Origin of the sequence: Planococcus halotolerans, from assembly GCF_003289955.1 — a bacterium.
Taxonomy (GTDB): Bacteria; Bacillota; Bacilli; order Bacillales_A; family Planococcaceae; genus Planococcus; species Planococcus halotolerans.
On sequence record NZ_QLZR01000002.1, the window covers coordinates 402,067 to 421,984 of the forward strand.

Below are 19,918 nucleotides of genomic sequence, written 5' to 3' on the forward strand. Positions count from 1 at the left end.
CTAATGATTCCACGTAAGAATACTTTTATATAAAATATTCTGGAGTTCCAATTTCTACTGTCAGAAAAGTTGCACTTTGAAAGCAGCTATGTATATAATCAGGTTAATAAAAGTTAACCGGTTAAGAAAGGAGTTTTACTAATGAATCAACAATCAATCTTCATTCTCGAAACGTACGAACAATTGAAAGTCATCAGTGATCCGCTGCGCACTAAAATGCTGATTCACCTGGTGGAACAACCTCATACCGGGCAGATGCTTGCCCAGGAACTCAATCTTTCGCGAGCCAAAGTCCTCTATCATCTAAGGGAGTTAGAGAAGTACGGCATTATTCAGCTGGTCCGAAAAGAAGAACGAGGGGGAAATATCCTGAAATTCTATCAGGCCGTCGCCAGAGGGTTTATTCCGGCAGATCATCTGCTTACCTATGTCGAGTCCAAAGAAGCCACCCGCCAATCGTACCTGGAAGTCATCGATCGAGCAAAAACACGAGTGCTCACGGCTCCTGATGAATCATTTGAACTCCACACCTCTAATGTAGAAGAATGGAAGAACCTGTCGCTTCAAACCGAATTTACTGTAAGCGAGAAAAAGTTCGTAGAGTTCACCCGAAAATACAGGGAACTCTTGGATATGCTGAAAGAAGAGGACGATGAATCTGCTAAACAACATTATTACCTGATGACTACTGCCTTCCAGATCGAAGAGCTGCTGTTCAAGAAGGAGAAGTAGGCTGGTGAAAGGAGAACTCCCATGGTAATTGACCAAGTAGCAGAAGCGTCTGTGCAGGAAAAGTCTGTTCCAAGCTTGTTTAACAACCGTTCGTTTATTTTTCTCTGGCTTTCCAGTACTGCTTCTTTTCTCGCCTTATCGACGTATTTGTTTGCAGAACAGTGGTACGTCATCACCGTATTGGAGAAAGAGAGCGCCTTGGGTATCGTCATGATGGTGACGATGGTGCCGAGGGTCCTGTTTATGACGATTGGCGGGGTTTGGGCAGACCGATTCCGGCGGTCACGCATCATGCTGATCTCCAGCTTGGTTCGCTGCCTTTTGGTACTCGGCATGATCTTCCTGTTGCAGCTCAGCTTGCTCGACCTTTGGCCACTCATACTTTTTGCCCTGTGTTTCGGCATCGTTGATGCTTTTTTCTCTCCGGCAAATACCTCGCTCCTGCCATCGGTCGTAGCGAAAGAGGTTCTTCCCCGGTCGAATTCCTTTATTCAAAGTTCTAACCAAATCGCGCTTTTTTCCGGTCCGATGCTGGGCGGCTGGATTCTTTCATTCGGCTCGTTCAGTTTACTGTTTGCAGTGATTGCCGGCTTCTTATTGCTGACATTTTTGTTCTCTGCGCTCATCAAAGAGGAAAATAGAGCTGCAGCTGTTACCAAATCTTCTACGAAATCGGAGCTAAAGGAAGGATTATCCTATGTATGGGGGATGCCCTTTCTAAAGAACATGCTTCTGATCTTAATCATCATCAACTTCTTCTTTTTCGGTCCGTTGCTAATGGGAATTCCGTTGCTGGTGGACAGTGTTCTTAAAGGAGAAGTGTTGGATTTAAGTTTCCTGCAAAGTTCTTATCAAGGAGGGATGCTGGCCGGCGCCATTCTGGTAGGTATTTTGAATTTACAAAAAAAACGCGGATTAACCATGTTGGTGATGATTGGTATATTGGGGATTTGTTTAACTTTCCTGGGTCAAATTGGTTTTCTATGGCAAGGGATTCTTTTGCTTTCACTGATGGGCATTCTTTCTTCTTTTATCAATGTCTCACTTATTTCCACAATCCAGGCACAGTCCGATTCCAATAAAATTGGTCGCGTAATGAGTTTGGTCAACGCATCTTCCAATGGGCTCGTTCCCCTGTCTTACGCGTTTGTATCGCTGGCTCTCGTCATGCAGTTCTCCATTTCCGATGTCATGTTGCTGTGCGGTATACTAATTTTTGCAATCGCCGCTATTTATCTTTTGCGCTCTAAAGTTATCAAGAATGTAGACTAAAAGTAAGCGTTACTCCCCGCATTTTCTGAGATATACAACCAATACCAAAAGGAAGAGGTACTTATCAAAGTATCCTCTCCCTTTTTCTATATTTATGTATTTTTGAGTACTTGTACTTCTGATAGTCCCTTATATGAAAATTCAAACTTAAAACCAATCAAACTGCTAAAATTATCTATGATAACCAACCGATTGAATCTTGTTAGTGATAACAGCAAGATTCATATAGATGCTTCCAAAAATGCGGCGTAACCTGTACATGAGGTGGTTACGATGTATCGAAATGTATTAAAAAATAAAAATGTTCTCTATTACTTGGCAGGCGCTGGCATTTCACAGCTGGGAAATGTCCTCGCAGGGTTGGCCTTTCTTTTTATCTCCTATGATTTGACGCAATCAGCTGGCCTGACTACGGTGATTGCCATTTCACAGGCGGCCCCTTACTTGTTGTTCGGATTAATTGGTGGTGCGGTTGCGGACCGTGTGCAGAAAAAAAGGCTGCTGTTATGGATCGATCTTATTCGCGTTCCCATAATTCTCTCCCTGGTTGTCTTCTATCAATTTGAAATGTTAGCTTTCTGGCATTTACTAATTGTCAGTTTCGTAATTCAGAGTCTGGGTTGCTTTTATAACCCTGCATACCGTGCCGTTTTGCCCCTCGTCACCCCCGTTGATGATCGAACGACGGTCAATAGTCTCCTTGATACGGTGACAAGAGGTGTTCAGGTACTTACTCCTATTTTCAGTATCAGTATGTTGAGTGCCGGGCAAACCATCCATTTTTATTCAATTGATGCGCTGACGTATATGCTGAGCGTGCTTTTCATCTTAAAAATCCATTGGACTGAACCGCTGAGCGAGGAGCATGCATTAGAAAACAAAAAAGAAGGAGTTTTCCAGTCCATTGTGGCGTTCTTTCTGTGGGTAAAAGATGAAGGAACAATAAAAAGATTGTTTCTGGTGACGTTTCTGATGGTCTTTTTCAACACCTGGGTATGGCAAATCGGTTTGCTCTTGCTTCTTCTGCAACATTACCCGGGCCAAGGAGAAGAATTTTACACTCTCTTATTGGGATGGTATGGCATTGGGGTCATCCTCATCAATGTGATCATTCCGTTCTTCTTTAAAAAACTGACGTTCAGCCTTTATTTGGCTGGCTCTGTTGTATGGGGAATGGGCATCTTAGTATTAGGGTTCGCCACCCACCTGCCTTTTTACTTTCTGGGTGTACTGATTGCGGCAGCCGGCTTGCCGATCTCCAGTCTTTCCCGTGTTTACTTGATTCAGACATTGGTTCCAGCTCAAAAGCTGGGCAGGGCATTCAGTTTTAATGCATTCCTTCTCTATGGATCCAATGTCATTTCCCTCATGTTGTTTGGCGCGCTCGCTTCTTTTATCGAAATCAGGGCAATCTTTGTCTTCTGTGGCAGCATGATGGTCGTTTGCGCTTTCTTTTATTTAATTCGAATAACGCTCACGGAAAAAGCTCGGCGGAAATCCGTAGAGGCGTTTAAATAATTGATTGTAAACCCCAACGGAAGAAAAGCCGCATCTATAGGCGATATCCGTAATGGTTCGCTCTGTATGCAAAAGCAGTTCCTGGCTTCGGACCAACCGGTAGAGCTGAAGCCAGGAATACGGGGAAACACCGATCTTTTCCTTAAACAGATGAGCGAATTGAAATTTGCTGACACCCAGCAGGGCCGCCATTTCTTCTAAGGTCCAGGCATGTTGATAATCGTCTTTTAAAGATGCCATCACTTGAACAAGGGCAGGCTGCACCGCATGAAATGGGTCCGTAATCAAGTCAGAAGTATGTGTTCCAATAGCGGACTTAGCCAACAATAGACTGAGTTGGGCAAAGCTGTGCTCCAAGAAAACTTCAGAAGACTGGCTCCCAGCTTCTCCTTCCAATAGCGAGTATTGCTGAACAAAATGAACCCATTGCGCTACAAGCGCATTTTTTTGCGTCGTTTGTGCAAAGAAAAAATCTTCTTGAATGCTCGAAATGGCGGCAGTTGCTTCGTTGAGAAAAGCCACATCCAGTTCAACCAAGAATTTATGATCTTCTACAGCAAGCTGACGATGTTCTTCATGGGGATTGAACACTATAAACTCATTTTCCGTTAACGAAAAAGCGTTTCGGCTGCTCTGGTAGTTCATGGAGCCTTTCAGCGAAAACAGGAATTTATAGCAGGGATCGTTCCGCCAAAGACCTTCCGACTTCTTTTGATCGGTAGATAACAATAAACAATTAGACGCTTCCAATAAAGTTTTCATCTATTCAATCCTTTCTAGCAGTTTCATCAGAAAATAAAATTATATGAGAGAACCTCATTTCACTCAGCAAAGGAATGATTTAAATGAAACATTTATTTACGGTAGGCGGCACGGGAATGCTGGCCAAAGTGTCAATCTGGTAATCAGAAAACAAATATGAACTTTTTATTGGAACGTTTCCCCCTTGGGAGTAAGGCCATAGAAACTGATGATGTTATCAATTCCATCTCCCTTATCTTTATTTAATGTAACTATACGCTCAAATCAGACTAAATTGTTTCATCCATAGGTCTGGTTTTTATCTACTCGCAGAGCAACTACCCTACTTCTTTAAGGTGCAGCAGATTAAATCCATTAGCTGAAAATATCTCTAGCATAGTCTAATAAAAAATTTTGAAGAACTAAAAACAGCAGCCAGCCACATCCACCTAAGGCAATGGAAAGAAAAAGATGAACGGAATTTTGCAGTGCGATATAAACGATAATTAATAAGACAGCAGTTGCTGGAAATCCCCATAATACGCCTAAAGCAAACTTACTTAAAGTGGCAGCTTGCTCCCCTTGAACGTAAAGCCAGATGATGCTTAGCAAACTCACCAGTGGCAGAGCTGCCACGATTCCTCCATATGACGGAAATCTTCTGGAAATTTCAGTTACAATAGCTATTACAATTGCTGAAGCAATGATCTTCATTATTACAAACATGTTTTGGCCTGCTCACTTAATAGTTTGAAAGCCTGTTCTACAACTGCTCTTTCCTTGTCCGCTAACTGATTCATGACTTGTTCCAATTTCTCTTCGTCTAGGCTTGTATTTCGATGCAACACTTCTTTTCCCGGCTGTGTTAGGTGCAACAGAACTCTTCTTTCATCCAGCAAATCCCTTTCTTTAAATAGAAGGTTTTTCTCTACCATTCGTTTCACATGTTCGGAAGCTGTATTATGAGAAATTTGAAGATAAGTTGCCACTTCATTTACTCCGACTTCTTCTTTTTTCTCGACAAGCTGCAGAATACGAATCACTTGGTGGGAAATCTTTTCTTTATGCGGGTAATGCATGTGAAAATAAATATCCGTCCAATACTCATTTAATCTTTTTACATTACTGCTCATCAGTTGCACCCCTTCTATTACATCTCATGTGATAATTATATCGTAACATACGATATAATAAAAGAACGTATTTTGTTGTTAACAATAATTAACTATTAAAGCTTTCGTAAAAGTACAATTGCCCAAACAAAAAAAGAAACTCATATTTGAGCTTCTTCTCTTCTGACAACCTTATGATATGTAAACCAATTTCCTCATTAAAAAATTGTCTTAGCAAATAAAAAATGCAGTGAATGGTATTTAAAGATGCCGTTTGCCAAGCACCTTTTTCCACTTTTTTCATTTTACAGCAAAGGCTGTTTCATCCGATGCCCTGGCCTTGGCCCTTTTTAAGCGATTTCTCTCTCTAGTTCAGTCACTTTAAACAAATTCATTATTTTAATCCTAAATGCCCGCGTAAAGTAGATTCTGTATATCGTTTTCTAAAAATCTCTCTTTTTTGCATTTCAGGCACAATTAGTTCAACAAAATCTTCTAAACTGCCAGGTAATGTAGGAGGCATAAGATTAAATCCGTCAGCCACACCCGCTTCAAGCCAAGCCTCCATCCTGTCCACTATTTCTTCGGGAGTGCCGATCAGCGTAAAATGACCCCCACCTGCATTAAGATATCCCAACAGTTCTTTTACTGTGGGTTGAGTATCATTGATGATTTCCAGTATTGTTTCATACCGCCCAACTGGACCTGTAAATTCTTCTACTGGTGGCAATGAAGGTACTATCTGATTGATTTCCCAATTAGTACAATCTTGTTGAAGAAAGAAACTCAACTGCTTTAAAGCCGTTTCTATAGGCAACTTCTCATCTAAAGCGGATTTTTTGGCAAGAGCTTCTTCATGAGTAGTTCCTACATAAGTGACCAAGCCGGGAAATACTTTAATATGTCGATTACAGGATCCGTTTTGCTTAAGCTGTTCATCTAACTTTTTGCGGTACTTTATTGCTTGATTTAAATTCCACGACACTGAATAGACTGCATCTGCATATTTTGCGGCCAAAGCTATCCCTTGTTTAGATGCCCCTGCTTGCATGGCGACTGGTCTTCCTTGCGGACTTTTGGGTGTTGTTGAAGGACCCTTCACTTTAAAATAGCTACCGATATGGTTAAAGGGCCTTATGTTTACAGGATTGATCAGCTGTCCATCTTCCCGATTATTCAGCACCTCGGTGCTGTCCCAGGAGAGAAATAGCTTATGCATTAATGCAGCAAATTCATCAGCCTTCTCATACCGTTCATCGCGTGGAGGCAGTTCGCTCATGCTATGATTCAATGCTTCCTCATCCTTCATCGAAGTAACGAGGTTCCATCCAACACGGCCCTTGGTAATGTGGTCCAGGCTTAATAGTTGTCGTGAAGCTGTGAAGGGATTTGAAAAAGTGCTTGAGATAGTTGAAACTAGTCCTACATAATTTGTCACTTGCGAAATAGCGGTTAAATTGACCAATGGATCTAGCCAAAAAGCTGGCATTTCAGTTGGGGTATTAGCGAGAAATGATTGATTATCGGCAAAGAATACAGCGTCAAAATAACCCGTTTCAGCTAGCTGTGCCAAGGATTGGTAGTAAGAAATTTCTCCAATGCATTCAACGCTAGAATCAGGCATTAACCAGGCGGCCTGATGATGTCCGCATCCATACAACAAAACCCCTAAGTGGAGCTGCTTCCTTTGAACTGCTTTCATTTGCTGCGTCACTCCCTAATTCATGATTGACTGTTTCAATAGTCTTTTTTAATAAAAACTATCTATTGCAAATGAAGTCATTAGTTCATTGTCAAACCGCCATCGACTGTAATATTCTGTCCTGTAATACCGTCAGCATTTTCTGAAGATAAATAAGCGACCATATTAGCTACATCTTCCGGAGTCGTTACTTTTTTCAATGGCGTTGATTGAGCAATTAAATCGAATACTTCAGGGGTTGTTACAGAACTGGCATCCGTCGTTTTTAATAAGCCACCTGAAACTACATTTGCTTTGATGCCGTATTGTCCCAGTTCAGAAGCGATATTACGTGTAAAACCAATTAATCCAGCTTTAGCTGTTGTATATTCATGGTACGGCACTACCGGATTTTGGTATAAATTGGTTCCGATGCTGATAATACTTCCATTTTGTCGTTCCATAAATTGCGGCATAACGCTTTGAACTATATTAAATGCTGCTTTCAAAGTACCATCTAGCTGTTTTTGATAATCTTCCCAATTAAGGTCTGTAAAGGATTTCTGTTTGTTTGGATCGAATTTGAAGTCTACCAATGCGTTGTTAACTACAACATCTATTTGACCAAAATATTCCGTTGCTTTCTTTACCATGGCATCAACTTCTTTACGATTTGTGACATCAGCTCGAATTGCAATAGCATTCTCTTTACCTAGCTCAGAAACAAGCTCTTCAGCGGCACTTTCGCTCTTATAATAGTTTATAACCACTTTAAACCCTTGTTGTGCCAACGTTTTTACAATAGAGGCTCCTAAACCTCTACTGCTCCCTGTTACCAATACTGTTCTCTTCATAGTGACCACTCCTAATTTTTAGTCTTCCTAAAACTTAAATAGTAAAGTATTAAATATATACGCAAATTTAAACATTACGATAAAGGCATATTAACCTAAATAACGGTGGTATAAAGTTTTTGCTTCAGAAATGCTTTTCGTTCCATGAATTAAAACACGGCCATCCTTAAAAATGACAAGGCGATGTTCCGCAGTCGAGAAAGATAGCAGGTATGGATTACGTAAAACCTTTCCTTGCTGTCTGGACAAAGCCTTATCCAAGCTTTCCAAGTCTCTTTCCATCGGTTGGGAAGGACTAATCTGAACCGTATCCCTTCCGCATAAAACAGCAGTTTTTGTTTGTTTTGAGAAAGAAAGATAAGGATAAGAACGGTCCGTTCCGCAAGAAGGGCAATCCGCTTTTTTAATCTTGTCGACGTTAATAGATGAATGGTGGTTTTTCCAGAGATCGAATGAGACTAGCTTATTTCTTAAATGAAGTGAATCCTCGACTAAAATCTTTAACGCCTCTGACATTTGAAAAGATATAACCATTTGGACAGCTGGGCTGATGATTCCAACGGTATCACATGTAACACCTCCCATTGGCACATTCTCAAGCAGGCAATTCAGACATGGTGTTTCACCTGGAATAATCGTATAACTGATGCCATAACTTCCAACACATGCACTGTAAATCCAAGGAATCCGATGTTTTTGAGAAATGTCATTGATGATCATCCGGATATCAAAATTATCGCTTGCATCGAGAATCAAATCGACATTCTCCACAAGCCGTTCCAATTCTTCAACCGAGACATCCATGACATGACAGCTAATTTCTACTTCAGAATTAATGGCCTTTAACCGTTTTTTAGCCGCTATTGCTTTTGGGGTTCGCTGTTCCGCTTCCTCTTCGGTATAAAGCTGCTGGCGCTGAAGGTTGCTCCACTCTACATAATCCCGGTCCGCGATGCTTATTTTACCTATACCTGCCCGAACCAGCATTTCGGCACTGCCAGTTCCCAATGCACCAGCACCGATGATTAAAACATGCTTGTTCCTCAATTTCGCTTGTCCTTCTGTCCCTATCGGTGCAAAGAGCTCCTGCCGTGAGTAACGTCCATTCAACTGATGCTCACCCCTTCACCCGGACTGCTGGCAGTGGCATACCGTTTTTTCGAAATTCGTCCTGCTTCAAAACCCAGCCTTCCTGCTTCAATCGCAAGTCTCATAGCATTTGCCATTTTCACGGGATCTTTCGCTCCTGATACTGCTGTATTCAACAAGACGCCAGCCGCTCCCATTTCCATTGCAATAGCAGCGTCAGAAGGAGTTCCAATTCCGGCATCGACAATAACAGGGACACTCGTCTGTTCAATGATAAAAGAAAGATTTAATGGATTGATGATTCCCTGGCCAGAGCCAATGGGAGATGCGCCGGGCATTATGGCGTGGCAGCCTAATTCTTCGAGGCGTCTCGCCAGCAGAACATCGTCTGATGTATACGGCAGGACAGTAAACCCTTCTTTTAAGAGCTCTTCTGATGCTTTTAACGTTTCAACCGGGTCCGGCAGCAACGTTTTTTGGCAACCGATCACTTCCACTTTAACCATGTCACAAAGACCTGATGCTTTAGCCAGTTTTGCAATACGGACCGCTTCTTTGGCAGTCTTGGCACCGGCTGTATTCGGAAGTAAGGTGTACTTTGAAACATTCAATTTTTCCAGAAAATTCGGCTGGCTGGCTTCAAATATATTCATTCGTCGGACTGAGAATGTCAGAATCTCTGTGGCGGACACATCTACCGCTTCTTTTTGTATATCAAAATCCGGATATTTACCAGTACCCAATAACAATCTTGATGAGAATTCGTTATTTCCAATTTGTAACATATTCATCCGCCTCCTACAAAATGTACTAATTCGATTTTATCCTTATCAAAAATCAAGGTTTCTGTATGCTTCGCCTGTTCTAATATTTCAGCATTTCTTTCAACAATGACTACTTTATGGTGCAATTTAAAATGCTGCAGCAGTCCAGCTACTGTTTTCACTGTGTTGGGTACTTGTATTTGATTTCCATTAACCGTCAATTCCATTTTCTTCACCTCATTATTGGATTAGTTTTTTGATTGATCGATCGACACGAAAAGCGGATATATCAATTGAAGGAGTTTTCCCTTCAACCAAATCTGCCATCACCTCTCCGGTTATCGGCGACAGTAAAATACCATTTCTATAATGACCTGTCGCTATAAATAAACCTTTATACTCAGGATGTTCGCCTAAATAAGGCAAGCCATCGGCAGTTTGAGGCCTAATCCCTGTCCAAGCTCCTTCCCACTCGGCTTGAACTATAGAAGGCACCAGTTTTTTTGCATTTTCCATCAATAAAGAAATTCCCTCTACAGTGACTTGCTGATTGAATGTATGCGGTATAACGGTTGCTCCTACAATGATTCTTCCGCCTTTTTTAGGAACAAGATAGCAGCTGTGCGAGAAAATGGTGCTGGTCAACAAAGGGGACTCGGCAAGCACAGAAAAACATTCACCTTTCACTGGATAGGTTTCAAGCTGTAACCCCGTCTTTCTTAGCAGCTTTTCGCTCCAAGCTCCCCCTGTTACTACAACATTGGCACTCATAAAATCGCCTTCATTCGTAGAGACACCGGTAATTTTCCCGTTTGAGAAATAAAAAGAATGAACTTCTACATATTCTTTAATTTCGGATCCAAGTGCTGATGCAGATCTTAAAAATCCTAAAGTCAGCTGAGGAGCTGCTACTTGGCCATCTTTTTCAAGGTACATGGCTCCCATCACCTCACAAGACAATGCCGCCTCTCTTTCTCTTGCTTCTTCACCTGTAAGTAACTCGGCCAATTCCCCGTTCTGTTTGTGGACTTCAATGATCCGACGGTGCTCCTGCTGTTCCCAGTCAGTTAAGGAAAGTCTTAGCACCCCCTTATTCACAAGTTCAATATCAATTCCACTGTTCATTTTCAGTTCATCTGCTAAGTTGCTAAACATTCCCCTGCTAATTCTGGCTAATTGAAAAAACGCCCCTTCTCCGTCCAACTCCGCTTGTGCGGCCAACATTCCAGCTGCCGCTCCAGATGCTTTACTTGCAAGCCGGTCTTTTTCCAACAGCAAAACCTTCATCCCTCTTTTCGCCAAATTAAAAGCTATCGCCCCGCCATTGACTCCGCCACCGATTACAATGGCATCATAAGTTTTATTCATTAAAAATCCCCCTTAACCGTTGCAAGCAAAATATTATTCAGATAAATAACTACGGTATTGCTTTACCGCCTCCAAAGGGTCTTCCGCTTCCAATATGCCCGACATTACAGCGACTCCTTGTGCTCCCGCTTCGATAACTTCCCTACTATTTGTCGGTGTTATTCCCCCAATCGCAATAACTGGGATAGAAACTGATTCAGAAACGGACCATAACTGTTCTATCCCTTTCGGAATCAGTCCTGGTTTTGATTGAGTTGAATATACATGGCCGAAAATCACATAATCAGCACCTTGTTGCTCGGCAATTTGTGCTTCCTCGATGGAATGGACAGAACAACCAACTGTCAAATCCATAAATTCTCGTTTTACAATTTCAACAGGCAATGAATGATAGGCTAATTGAACTCCTTTTACATTCGAAGCGCAGGCAACATCCACCCTGTCATTAATCATTATTTTTGAAAGGGGAACTTTTTTGTCCGCTAATAGCTCCACCATTTCATATACTTCTTTTGCTCTTTTCGTTTTCTCGCGAAGATGTATGAAATCGATGTAAGGATGAATCACACCGATAATCTCTGCTAATTGTTCCGGCTTTTGTTTTCCTGTTGATATAATATGCAACTTTTTAGTTTTCATATATGTTCTCCTTCAATCCTTCTCTAGTGCATAAAAAAATACTTACCAAATAAAAAAACCACTCCAGCGATGGAGTGGTTTAGGTTATATTTTAGGAATAGATAAAATACATAGCAACCACTTCCCTACGCTAGTTTCAACTAGATCAGGTTCAAAGGGTCCGGATTTCTCCATCTCAGTCTTAAAAGACTCCCCTAGTGTTTTTATATTCAGTTTTTTTGGAATATCTAAAGTAAGCGTATCATCTCTCTCGAAATTTATCCAGTTCTTTCTAAATATTGTTAATTAAATACCACCACTTGTAGAAGTACACTTATACGAACAAAAGGAAGGAAAGAAACCAAAGTTCCGATTCATTCCTTCCGATAACCCCTCAAGTGTTATTAAGACAGTCTTCTAAAAAAATTCTTTCCTTGAAATACCAAACATCAACTAAAATTTCAATTTAGCAATCAATATTTCCACTTTTCATTTTTAAACTATATGACTATGGTAATATAAGGATAAAAATAAAAGTAGGTTTTCTTTTGGAACTTTTTACAGAGAAATTAATTATGATTGCTTTATTCGTTCTGATCATCCACTCCATCGAAACATTGGCCTATGCCGTTCGCTTATCTGGAGTAAGGGTACGCCTGCTGGCATCTGCTCTTTCCTTGTTCAATGTCATGGTAATGGTTTCCCGTTTGGCAAATATGATGCAGCAGCCATTTACCGGAAGTTTAATTGACTCTGCTCCAGAGACGAATACATTTGAATTCGTCGAAGCACAATACCGGATTATCATCGGTTCTTCTACGATTGGAACGATTTTAGGAATCCTTTTGCTCCCGACTTTCATCTCTATCTTTTCGCGTGCAATCATTCACCTATCGACCGAAAGAGGATCTATACCTGGACTGGTCAAAAAAGGATTGAGTCTAGGCTATTTAAGAAGAGGAATCGGACATATTCACCTGCCAAAGCTGTCTTACTTAAAGGGATTCCGTTTAAAAGATATTCCCGTTCAGTTATTTTTTATCAATATGATCATTACCGCCGTTTATACAATCGGCGTTCTTTCTGCGCTTTATGCAGCCATCATCGTTCCCGAAAGAGCTGCTACAGCTATCATGGCTTCTGGTCTAATCAATGGATTGGCCACTATCCTCCTCATTGTTTTCGTCGATCCGAAAATCTCTGTGTTAGCCGATGATGTCCTCAATCGCCGCGGCAGTTACCTGAATCTTAAAAGCATCGCTGTAATGATGATTGCTTCCAGATTACTGGGTACTTTACTTGCTCAATTATTCTTTTTACCCGGGGCAAGATACATTGCCTGGTTCACGAAATTTATTGTGTAATTCAATAAATACAGGATATTTTTCAAAAATTATCTCCATAAATAAAGGAAGACTGGATGCTTATAACCTTGCATTCAGTCTTCCTTTATTCTTCCGATAACCTCAAGATTTTAAACTTTAAAAAAAGCTTATTTAAATATTATTAAGCTATCCGCGTCGTAATTATAAACTATAAAAATGTTCGCCCATTTTGTATTCACTTGTAATTTTCTGTTTTTCATATCATATAGATCTATCCCTATATATGGATCTATTGCAATAAAGACAAAATCGTTGGTCTCCGCAACCATCATTAAAAAAGCTAGCAATGCTTGATTTTCAACCGCCTCCTCTTTCTTCACGTAAATCTCAATATACGACACTCTGCTATTGATTTTTCTAATCCTGTAATGAGAACTAGCAATAACTGAATTTAGACTTTCCAGGAAAAAATTATGTGTTTCTATTCCAATTACTAGATTATCGCATTTTATCTGTTTTAATAATGCTCTAACGTCAACTCTATCATCAAAATTACAGTAGTATGCCGTATCGAAATTAATAAGAGAAAAACATAAATCCTTATCAATTTCTTCTACATGTTCAACAGTTACTTTTTGATACACTGGGTTTTTCAACTCCTAGTATTGAATTCCATAGCTTTTTCCTTATTATAGTTTCACAAATGGAAATGCCATTTCTATCATTTATTGTAACTCACTTCCCTAATTGCCATACTAAATTGATAAAACGAAAAGCAAGTAAACAGCAATGCCCAATGAAATTGTGCTGATAAGACCGCACACTAGCCCAACTTTTATTCTCCTTCTCTTTTCTTCGGCTGTTTCACTAAATTCAGTACCATAACGGTTTTCATCTACTAATGGCTTTCCTTTTAAATTTGCAGCGATTAGAATACCTGTCATACCAACTATAAGAGAAATAAGGACGACCATCATATTTCTTCCTCCTTTGCCAAGACAGTCACAAAAAATTAAGAAGGTAGTGTCCCTTTAAAGATAGAGTTTCCGCTATGTAGCTAATTGGCTAGTATGTGTTCGGTAGCACATCAGGCTAATGCCGGTCAATGTTTGTTTGGAAGTGACAGATTTATATATTCCCTACTCGTCCATCACTTCGATTTCGAATTTCATATGATCAAGATCCCATACATCAGCCTCTGTATTTGAATAAATATCAACTTTTACTTTTTGTCCCACGTCATATGCCTCACTGTCGCTTACCGGAATCGTATACAAACTATTATCTGGCTGACGATTTTCTTCTTCAATAACTAAAAATTCATCCTCCATAAAAAACTTTTCCTCTATTTCAATCTCTTCGATTGTGCCAACTACCGTATTCTGAAACGTATATGGCGCAAAGGTGCAACCTCCAATCAGCAACAGAAGAACGGAAAAAACAGAAATGGATTTCAAAGAATTCTCCATTCCGCCACCCCTTTTCTTTCTATTTATTGTTAACCCTTGTCTAGCTCTTGTTCATTCGGTATTAACCAGCGAACTTTCACTCAAATTCAGTTGCATGAGACATGTTGGATTTACGACAACGCCTTCTATTAACCAAAAACGAGCTGGTATATAACGTATCCAAAAAACAGCACTAAAATGAAAAGACCTGTCCCTTTCCAGCCCATGTCTCCAGCTACTTCACTTAAATTCCCCATCCCCATTCCTCTATCAATTTCATCGCGCAAAAAACCGGCAGGGTTCTTTTTCAATTCTTTTTGTCTTAAACGCTCTCTTGTTTCAGTAGACTCTTTTTTGGGTCCCATATAACATTCATCTCCCTTACTCAGTAATAGTTCAGTTAAGCTAGTAAGACATGTTTTTTAATATCCTCCAAACCTAGAAATACACGGTCTTTTCTCTACCAACAAATCGTTTCTTATAGACTGTCCGCTATAGCATGAAGTTCTACTGAAGCGTTAGAAGAAAGAAGTTGATAAAAACCGATTTCCCCAACCTGATAGTTGAACAGCTGCAGACTAATGCTTTTAAGTTAACAGTTTCAAATATCATTTTTTATCTAGAAACTAAAGACAAATAGCGCTATTCATTTTGCCGTTGTAGCCGGATCCGGATGCTCGATTTGTTCTAAAATCCATGGCTGATTCCCTTCTTTTTGGTAGGAAGAAAAGTACTCTTTCTTTTCCTCAATCAATTCCCATATCATTTCTTCCTCGACTATAATCTTGAATGCTTCGTCTTTTGTTTGATTGTTAGGATCATAAGCTTTTATCCAATACTCATCATAGTTGTTGGTATGGCCTTTTTCATTCACCACCAGCATGGAGGCAGTTGAAGTAATTTGTTCTCCTTGAACTGAAAGTATAAAGGTAACCATGAGCATAATGAATGCCATTACCAACAGTGCTTTTTTCATTCCCGAATTCTCCTTTCAGAGATGTCTCCTAATTATAAAATTTAAATGCAAGCATACTTCGGTTGCTTTTTGATTGGCTTGATAACCAGATATATCCATTACTACTTACTTCGCCGAACTTACTTGAACTCCTTTTTTCTGTTTCTCACTTATATATGTGAATGAGAATACTTACGCATAAAATAGAAAAAGCATTCATAAAAGGAGAGCTAGTCAGATAAAAAAGGAGAAGTATCAGCTGGTGCTCAGCCAACTTCAACTTCTTCTTTTTCAATACTTTCTTTCTATTACTTTCAAAAAATACGGTGCAACTTTCAGTACTAAGGAAGTTTTTAACGAAATTTCAATTCTGCTGAATGGTATATGTTACGTTATTCCAAAGGGATTGTTTCCTCTATTACATTCCCTTCCTCATTTTCCCAAGAAACGTAAAAGGTCATTTCATCCGCAAACTTTTCAATATCACTTTCCGCGAAATTGGAACGACTGCCTCCTGCAGATTGTATGTTGATTTTCTTGCCTCTTCGCATGGAACCACCCGATTCACCAGAGGGATAAGTGATTTTGTACTGGACCTCCTTAGGCGAGTAATCTTGCTTGAACTCCAAACCGCCTTCGGTATGGACCTCTTCTTTTCCAGAATCATTGGAGAAAGTGGTTTGAATCGTTACCTGCCAATTATCGGTTTCCCCTCTACTTACATGGGTTTCATGATCATCGTTGCCCATACAACCTGTTACCAGCGTCAATATCATTAAAATCAAAATAACTTTTAATTTTTTGATACTACCATCCCTCCCTTTGAATAAATGAACACTAAACGGTTTGAAGACATTTCTCCCATTTCTTTTGGTAACAGTTCCCGTGTTTGCTTACTGCTCTTCCAGGAAAGCAAGGGCCTCTTTTTCGCTGTAAGCTTTTAAGACGATTTCTCTCGAATCCATGATGACAATGACCGGATAAGATTCCACTTCAAGTCCAAATTTCTCAGCTTGCGTCGTAATGGTTGAGCCATACAGCAAATCTTTCTTCATTGCCTTATCGAGAACTTCGTTTGTATAGGTACTTGTCTCTTCTATTGGAGTGGACTCCTCAAAAATGAACAGGAACGAGTACCGCCCCTCTTCAGCCGAAAGCAGAGCGGGAGGTGCAGCAGACTCCTGTGGCGAACACCCTGCAGCCAAGAAGTATCCTGTTACAGCCATAATCACCAGTATTCTCTTCACACGCTCACTCCTAATCAAGAAGTTTCTTCCATTATAACAAAGAGCACAGAGAGATTAGGGGTATACGCTAGAAAGCTGTGGATGTTCGCTTTCTATAAATTCAAAATCGGCAAAAGTTTCCCGTCACGATGATTATTAAAGTTAGAAAATAAATACACTTATATAGACAAAAGAGGAAGAGCAGTGCTGATTTGCACTGCTCTTCCCTTTGTATCAGTTTAGCTAACAGAATAATTACTACGATTGCTCTCCATAATGTTTACTGTTAATAAAAAATCCTAAGTTTTACAATAATAGTGTTATAAGCAAAATTCGTGTCAAACAGGCTTTTTTCCAAGGGATTTTGTGATAATAGTCTATCCATCAACATTATAATATCATCTAAAACTCTGCCGGCTTAATCTGTTCCATGTAGCTTCGAATGTCCTCCTCAGACATCTCACCTGTAACGATTTTCTCGATTTCCCCATCTGGATTGACGAGAATGGTCGTCGGCAGTGGCCGAATGTTGTAAGCTTCCATAACACTTTTGTTTTTGTCGATAACAATCGGGAATGTTAGATTTTTCCGTTCGGCATATTGTTCCACTTCATAATCTGACTGGGCGATGTTAACAGCAAGTATCTGCACTCCTTTTTCTTTGTATACTTGATACTGCTTTTCCATCAAAGGAAACTCTTTTTCACACGGCTTGCACCAGGTTCCCCAAAAGTTCACGAACACCCCTTGTCCCTTGTAATCAGACAGCTGTTGCCGTTCGCCATTCAAATCTGTCAGCGCAAAATCAGGTGCCTTATCTCCTACCTGCAGCAATTCACTTTTTTCCTTAGTTACTCCGTTGTAAATCGTAAAAGTAACAGCCCCTATCATAATAAGTAAAATGGCTGTCCTCATAAAAAGTCGGTTTTTCTTTTTCTTGGCCATCTAGTCTTAGCTCCTTTTTAGAGATTAAAATAAGGTCTCATTCAGAGACCTTATTCGAGAGTGATATTATTCAGCTTCTTTTGCATCCTCGTTAGTTTTTAAAAAACTTGCACAGGTATACATCATGTCCTGTGCTTCAGCTGAATTCATTGCACTCATCATATGTGACTTATTGCCATTAGCCATCATTTTCATCATTCCATTTTCATTGGCATTCATCATACTATTGGTTTTATCGCTATCAGATCCACTGGCGAATCCGGTTGTCCCTGCTACTAACAAGGCGGAAAAAGCAAACGACAAGATAAAAGACGTTTTTTTAAGATGCATTTCTTCCCTCCTTTTGTTATTACTGAACAATTAGAGTATAGACAATAAATTTGTTGAATTTGTGAAGATATTGAAGTATTACCGTTTATTTTGTAAAAATGCTTTTCTTTCTTCAAATTCCTGTTCGTCTATTTCTCCTCGCACAAATCTTTCACTGAGGATTTCCAATGAAGAATCTTCCCGCTTTTCACCTGCTGAAGAAATATCTTTCTTTGTGGCCTGCTTCATGGTAAATAATACGATTCCATAGATGATTAAACTCACTGCAATAATCCAAAAAACCATGCTCAGAATCATGCCTCCACCCATCATTGACATCAACTTAACTCCCTCCAATCATTATGAAATTTATTCTCGATCAACATTTCTATAAATTCCTTTCTGTTCAATCCTGTATATTAAATTTATAACCAACACCCCACACTGTTTTGATGGGGTTATAAGTCAATCCAGCTTTCCGAAGTTTTTCCCTTACATTTTTCACATGAGTATCAATCGTTCGCAGGTCGCGAAAATCTTCCTGTTCCCAAATGGTATCCAATAAAATGTCCCGGGTGAAAACTCTTTTGGGCTGGTTTGCGACCATATAAAGAATGTCGAACTCTTTCGGTGTCAACTCGACGGCGACTTCCTTCACTTTTACTTCTCTGCTTTCACTATCGATAAGCAAGTCTTCAAAAGTTAACGGAAAGCCTTGAGTCTCTTTTTTTTTCACGTTTTCACGGCGGAGCAGCGCATTGACACGGGCCACCAGTTCTTCTGGGGCGAACGGTTTAACCAGATAATCATCGGCTCCAAGATTTAATCCGCGGACCCGGTCCTGCACATCGTTCCGGGCGGTTAACATCAGAATCGGCATTTGCTTTGTCTGACGCACAGCTGAACAAACTTCCCATCCATCAATATCCGGCAGCATAATATCCAATATCAGTAAGTCGTAAGAGTTTTGCCTGGCCATCTGTATGGCATCATGGCCCCCTCTGGCCTCATCCACCTCGAAGTGCTCTTTGGATAAATATATCTTCACAAGATTTCTCATATTAAATTCATCATCGACTATTAAAATTTTGTTTTTCATTTTAAGCCCTCACTTTTTGACTGCTTATTCTAACTTTATCTTTAATATTTGTAGTTACTGTGAAGTTTTTCGATGCCGATTCTTTTCATTTCAATGAAGGGAGCCAAAACTATGTGGCTCAATTATTCATAACCCGGTGAAGCCATTAAAGAAATTGTTAGAAAGGAAAGAAATCATCTTTGTCATCCAGTCAAAATAGAGGAATATCCCCATGATAATCATCGTAACTCCGCCCATCTTCATAATGAGTCCGCTATATGTCTTTACCCACTTCATCCTTCCGATAAAAAAAGACATAAAGAAAAAAGGAATTGAGAAACCGAGGATATAGGCAATCATGTAGACCAACGCCTGGTTCGGATTTGAAACTCCCAACGCAATAACACCTGCTAAAATAGGGCCGGTACATGGTGTCCATCCGGCGGCAAAGGCAATACCAATAACACTTGAGCCAAAGTAGCCGCTTGGCCGGTCTTTAAACGTCATTCTTTTTTCCTGCATCAGGAATTGGGGTTTGAAAACTCCCAGTATGACCAGCCCCAGCAAGACGATTAAGATGGCTCCCATCTGTCGAATCAGATCACCATAATAACTGAACAAGTTCCCGAATAATGAAGTTGAGAAACCAAGAGCAATAAAGATAAGGGAGAACCCAAGCAGAAAGAAAGTGGTATGCAGCAATGCCCGTTTTCTCAGTATCCCTTTGCCGTTCTGTAATTCATCAACAGACATTCCAGTTATATAGGACAAAAACGCAGGATACAGAGGCAGGCAGCAGGGGGATACAAAAGATAACACCCCAGCCGCAAAAGCTAATAGTAAATTTACATCACCCATTCTCGCCCCACCTTTCTTAGTTAGT

General features: G+C 40.1%; 26 protein-coding genes and 1 riboswitch. Of the genes, 4 read left to right on the top strand and 22 right to left on the bottom strand.

The features are described from left to right. The first annotated feature begins 141 nt into the window (after window positions 1-141). The 3 genes from DP120_RS06695 to DP120_RS06705 all read left to right on the top strand — a co-directional run bounded on the left by DP120_RS06695 (window position 142) and on the right by DP120_RS06705 (window position 3,522). On the top strand, window positions 142-732 hold the full coding sequence (locus tag DP120_RS06695) for an ArsR/SmtB family transcription factor (protein WP_112222872.1): 591 nt from the start codon (window positions 142-144) through the stop codon (window positions 730-732). A 21-nt stretch (window positions 733-753) separates the two neighbouring features. Then, complete coding sequence (locus DP120_RS06700; RefSeq protein ID WP_112222873.1) at window positions 754-2,004, top strand: MFS transporter; 1,251 nt, start codon at window positions 754-756, stop codon at window positions 2,002-2,004. Between the two features lie 315 nt (window positions 2,005-2,319). Next, complete coding sequence (locus DP120_RS06705; protein ID WP_240611982.1) at window positions 2,320-3,522, top strand: MFS transporter; 1,203 nt, start codon at window positions 2,320-2,322, stop codon at window positions 3,520-3,522. Here DP120_RS06705 and DP120_RS18675 read toward each other — a convergent pair. From DP120_RS18675 to tenI, 10 genes are all read right to left on the bottom strand, one after another. Then, the gene (locus DP120_RS18675) at window positions 3,463-4,284 is read right to left on the bottom strand and encodes a helix-turn-helix transcriptional regulator (protein WP_240611983.1); all 822 of its coding nucleotides are present in this window, start codon (window positions 4,282-4,284) and stop codon (window positions 3,463-3,465) included. The two genes, DP120_RS06705 and DP120_RS18675, sit on opposite strands and share 60 nt — an antisense overlap. 354 nt (window positions 4,285-4,638) lie before the next feature. Further along, a complete protein-coding gene (locus DP120_RS06715; protein ID WP_112222875.1) occupies window positions 4,639-4,989 on the bottom strand; it encodes a DUF3147 family protein in 351 nt (116 codons plus the stop codon). Further along, window positions 4,980-5,396, bottom strand: coding sequence for a MarR family winged helix-turn-helix transcriptional regulator (locus tag DP120_RS06720; protein WP_112222876.1), 417 nt, complete (start codon window positions 5,394-5,396; stop codon window positions 4,980-4,982). Before DP120_RS06720 ends, DP120_RS06715 begins: the two co-directional genes overlap by 10 nt. A 373-nt stretch (window positions 5,397-5,769) precedes the next feature. Further along, window positions 5,770-7,077 (bottom strand): NtaA/DmoA family FMN-dependent monooxygenase, encoded by a 1,308-nt coding sequence (locus tag DP120_RS06725; protein ID WP_112222877.1) that lies wholly within the window; start codon window positions 7,075-7,077, stop codon window positions 5,770-5,772. An 80-nt stretch (window positions 7,078-7,157) separates the two neighbouring features. Continuing rightward, window positions 7,158-7,910 carry a 3-oxoacyl-ACP reductase gene (locus DP120_RS06730; RefSeq protein WP_112222878.1) on the bottom strand — a complete coding sequence of 251 codons (753 nt, stop codon included), beginning with the start codon at window positions 7,908-7,910 and terminating at the stop codon, window positions 7,158-7,160. A 90-nt stretch (window positions 7,911-8,000) separates the two neighbouring features. Then, a complete protein-coding gene (locus DP120_RS06735; protein WP_112222879.1) occupies window positions 8,001-9,020 on the bottom strand; it encodes a thiazole biosynthesis adenylyltransferase ThiF in 1,020 nt (339 codons plus the stop codon). Next, window positions 9,017-9,784 carry a thiazole synthase gene (locus DP120_RS06740; RefSeq protein ID WP_112222880.1) on the bottom strand — a complete coding sequence of 256 codons (768 nt, stop codon included), beginning with the start codon at window positions 9,782-9,784 and terminating at the stop codon, window positions 9,017-9,019. The genes DP120_RS06735 and DP120_RS06740 overlap by 4 nt, the downstream gene beginning before the upstream one ends. A gap of 2 nt (window positions 9,785-9,786) precedes the next feature. Next, complete coding sequence (thiS, locus tag DP120_RS06745) at window positions 9,787-9,990, bottom strand: sulfur carrier protein ThiS (protein ID WP_112222881.1); 204 nt, start codon at window positions 9,988-9,990, stop codon at window positions 9,787-9,789. A gap of 13 nt (window positions 9,991-10,003) precedes the next feature. Then, window positions 10,004-11,131, bottom strand: a complete 1,128-nt coding sequence (gene thiO, locus DP120_RS06750; protein WP_112222882.1) for a glycine oxidase ThiO — start codon at window positions 11,129-11,131, stop codon at window positions 10,004-10,006. Between the two features lie 33 nt (window positions 11,132-11,164). Beyond that, window positions 11,165-11,770, bottom strand: coding sequence for a thiazole tautomerase TenI (gene tenI / locus DP120_RS06755; RefSeq protein WP_112222883.1), 606 nt, complete (start codon window positions 11,768-11,770; stop codon window positions 11,165-11,167). A 105-nt stretch (window positions 11,771-11,875) separates the two neighbouring features. Then, window positions 11,876-11,976: riboswitch (TPP riboswitch) on the bottom strand. Between the two features lie 348 nt (window positions 11,977-12,324). Here tenI and DP120_RS06760 point away from each other — a divergent pair. Continuing rightward, window positions 12,325-13,113: a lipid II flippase Amj family protein gene (locus tag DP120_RS06760; protein WP_112223270.1), complete on the top strand. Its 789-nt coding sequence runs from the start codon at window positions 12,325-12,327 to the stop codon at window positions 13,111-13,113. Window positions 13,114-13,241: 128 nt separating this feature from the next. On the opposite strand, the gene DP120_RS06765 is transcribed toward DP120_RS06760, so the two are convergent. The 12 genes from DP120_RS06765 to DP120_RS06820 all read right to left on the bottom strand — a co-directional run bounded on the left by DP120_RS06765 (window position 13,242) and on the right by DP120_RS06820 (window position 19,893). After that, window positions 13,242-13,730: a hypothetical protein gene (locus DP120_RS06765; protein ID WP_133257373.1), complete on the bottom strand. Its 489-nt coding sequence runs from the start codon at window positions 13,728-13,730 to the stop codon at window positions 13,242-13,244. 99 nt (window positions 13,731-13,829) lie between these two features. Further along, entirely contained in the window at window positions 13,830-14,051 is a 222-nt protein-coding gene (locus tag DP120_RS06770; RefSeq protein WP_112222885.1) for a hypothetical protein, read from the bottom strand. 162 nt (window positions 14,052-14,213) lie between these two features. Continuing rightward, window positions 14,214-14,543, bottom strand: coding sequence for a hypothetical protein (locus DP120_RS06775; protein WP_112222886.1), 330 nt, complete (start codon window positions 14,541-14,543; stop codon window positions 14,214-14,216). A gap of 128 nt (window positions 14,544-14,671) precedes the next feature. Next, window positions 14,672-14,887: a DUF6366 family protein gene (locus DP120_RS06780; protein ID WP_112222887.1), complete on the bottom strand. Its 216-nt coding sequence runs from the start codon at window positions 14,885-14,887 to the stop codon at window positions 14,672-14,674. Window positions 14,888-15,168: 281 nt separating this feature from the next. Further along, window positions 15,169-15,498, bottom strand: coding sequence for a hypothetical protein (locus DP120_RS06785; protein ID WP_112222888.1), 330 nt, complete (start codon window positions 15,496-15,498; stop codon window positions 15,169-15,171). Window positions 15,499-15,869: 371 nt separating this feature from the next. Then, window positions 15,870-16,262, bottom strand: coding sequence for a hypothetical protein (locus DP120_RS06790; RefSeq protein WP_112222889.1), 393 nt, complete (start codon window positions 16,260-16,262; stop codon window positions 15,870-15,872). Window positions 16,263-16,370: 108 nt separating this feature from the next. Beyond that, a complete protein-coding gene (locus DP120_RS06795; protein ID WP_112222890.1) occupies window positions 16,371-16,724 on the bottom strand; it encodes a hypothetical protein in 354 nt (117 codons plus the stop codon). 381 nt (window positions 16,725-17,105) lie between these two features. Continuing rightward, window positions 17,106-17,648 carry a thiol-disulfide oxidoreductase ResA gene (gene resA / locus DP120_RS06800; RefSeq protein WP_112222891.1) on the bottom strand — a complete coding sequence of 181 codons (543 nt, stop codon included), beginning with the start codon at window positions 17,646-17,648 and terminating at the stop codon, window positions 17,106-17,108. A 66-nt stretch (window positions 17,649-17,714) separates the two neighbouring features. Beyond that, window positions 17,715-17,978, bottom strand: a complete 264-nt coding sequence (locus DP120_RS06805; protein WP_112222892.1) for a hypothetical protein — start codon at window positions 17,976-17,978, stop codon at window positions 17,715-17,717. 78 nt (window positions 17,979-18,056) lie between these two features. Next, on the bottom strand, window positions 18,057-18,296 hold the full coding sequence (locus DP120_RS06810) for an SHOCT domain-containing protein (protein WP_112222893.1): 240 nt from the start codon (window positions 18,294-18,296) through the stop codon (window positions 18,057-18,059). A gap of 67 nt (window positions 18,297-18,363) precedes the next feature. Beyond that, window positions 18,364-19,056 carry a response regulator transcription factor gene (locus tag DP120_RS06815; RefSeq protein WP_112222894.1) on the bottom strand — a complete coding sequence of 231 codons (693 nt, stop codon included), beginning with the start codon at window positions 19,054-19,056 and terminating at the stop codon, window positions 18,364-18,366. Window positions 19,057-19,182: 126 nt separating this feature from the next. Beyond that, window positions 19,183-19,893 carry a cytochrome c biogenesis CcdA family protein gene (locus DP120_RS06820; RefSeq protein ID WP_112222895.1) on the bottom strand — a complete coding sequence of 237 codons (711 nt, stop codon included), beginning with the start codon at window positions 19,891-19,893 and terminating at the stop codon, window positions 19,183-19,185. Window positions 19,894-19,918: the final 25 nt, after the last annotated feature.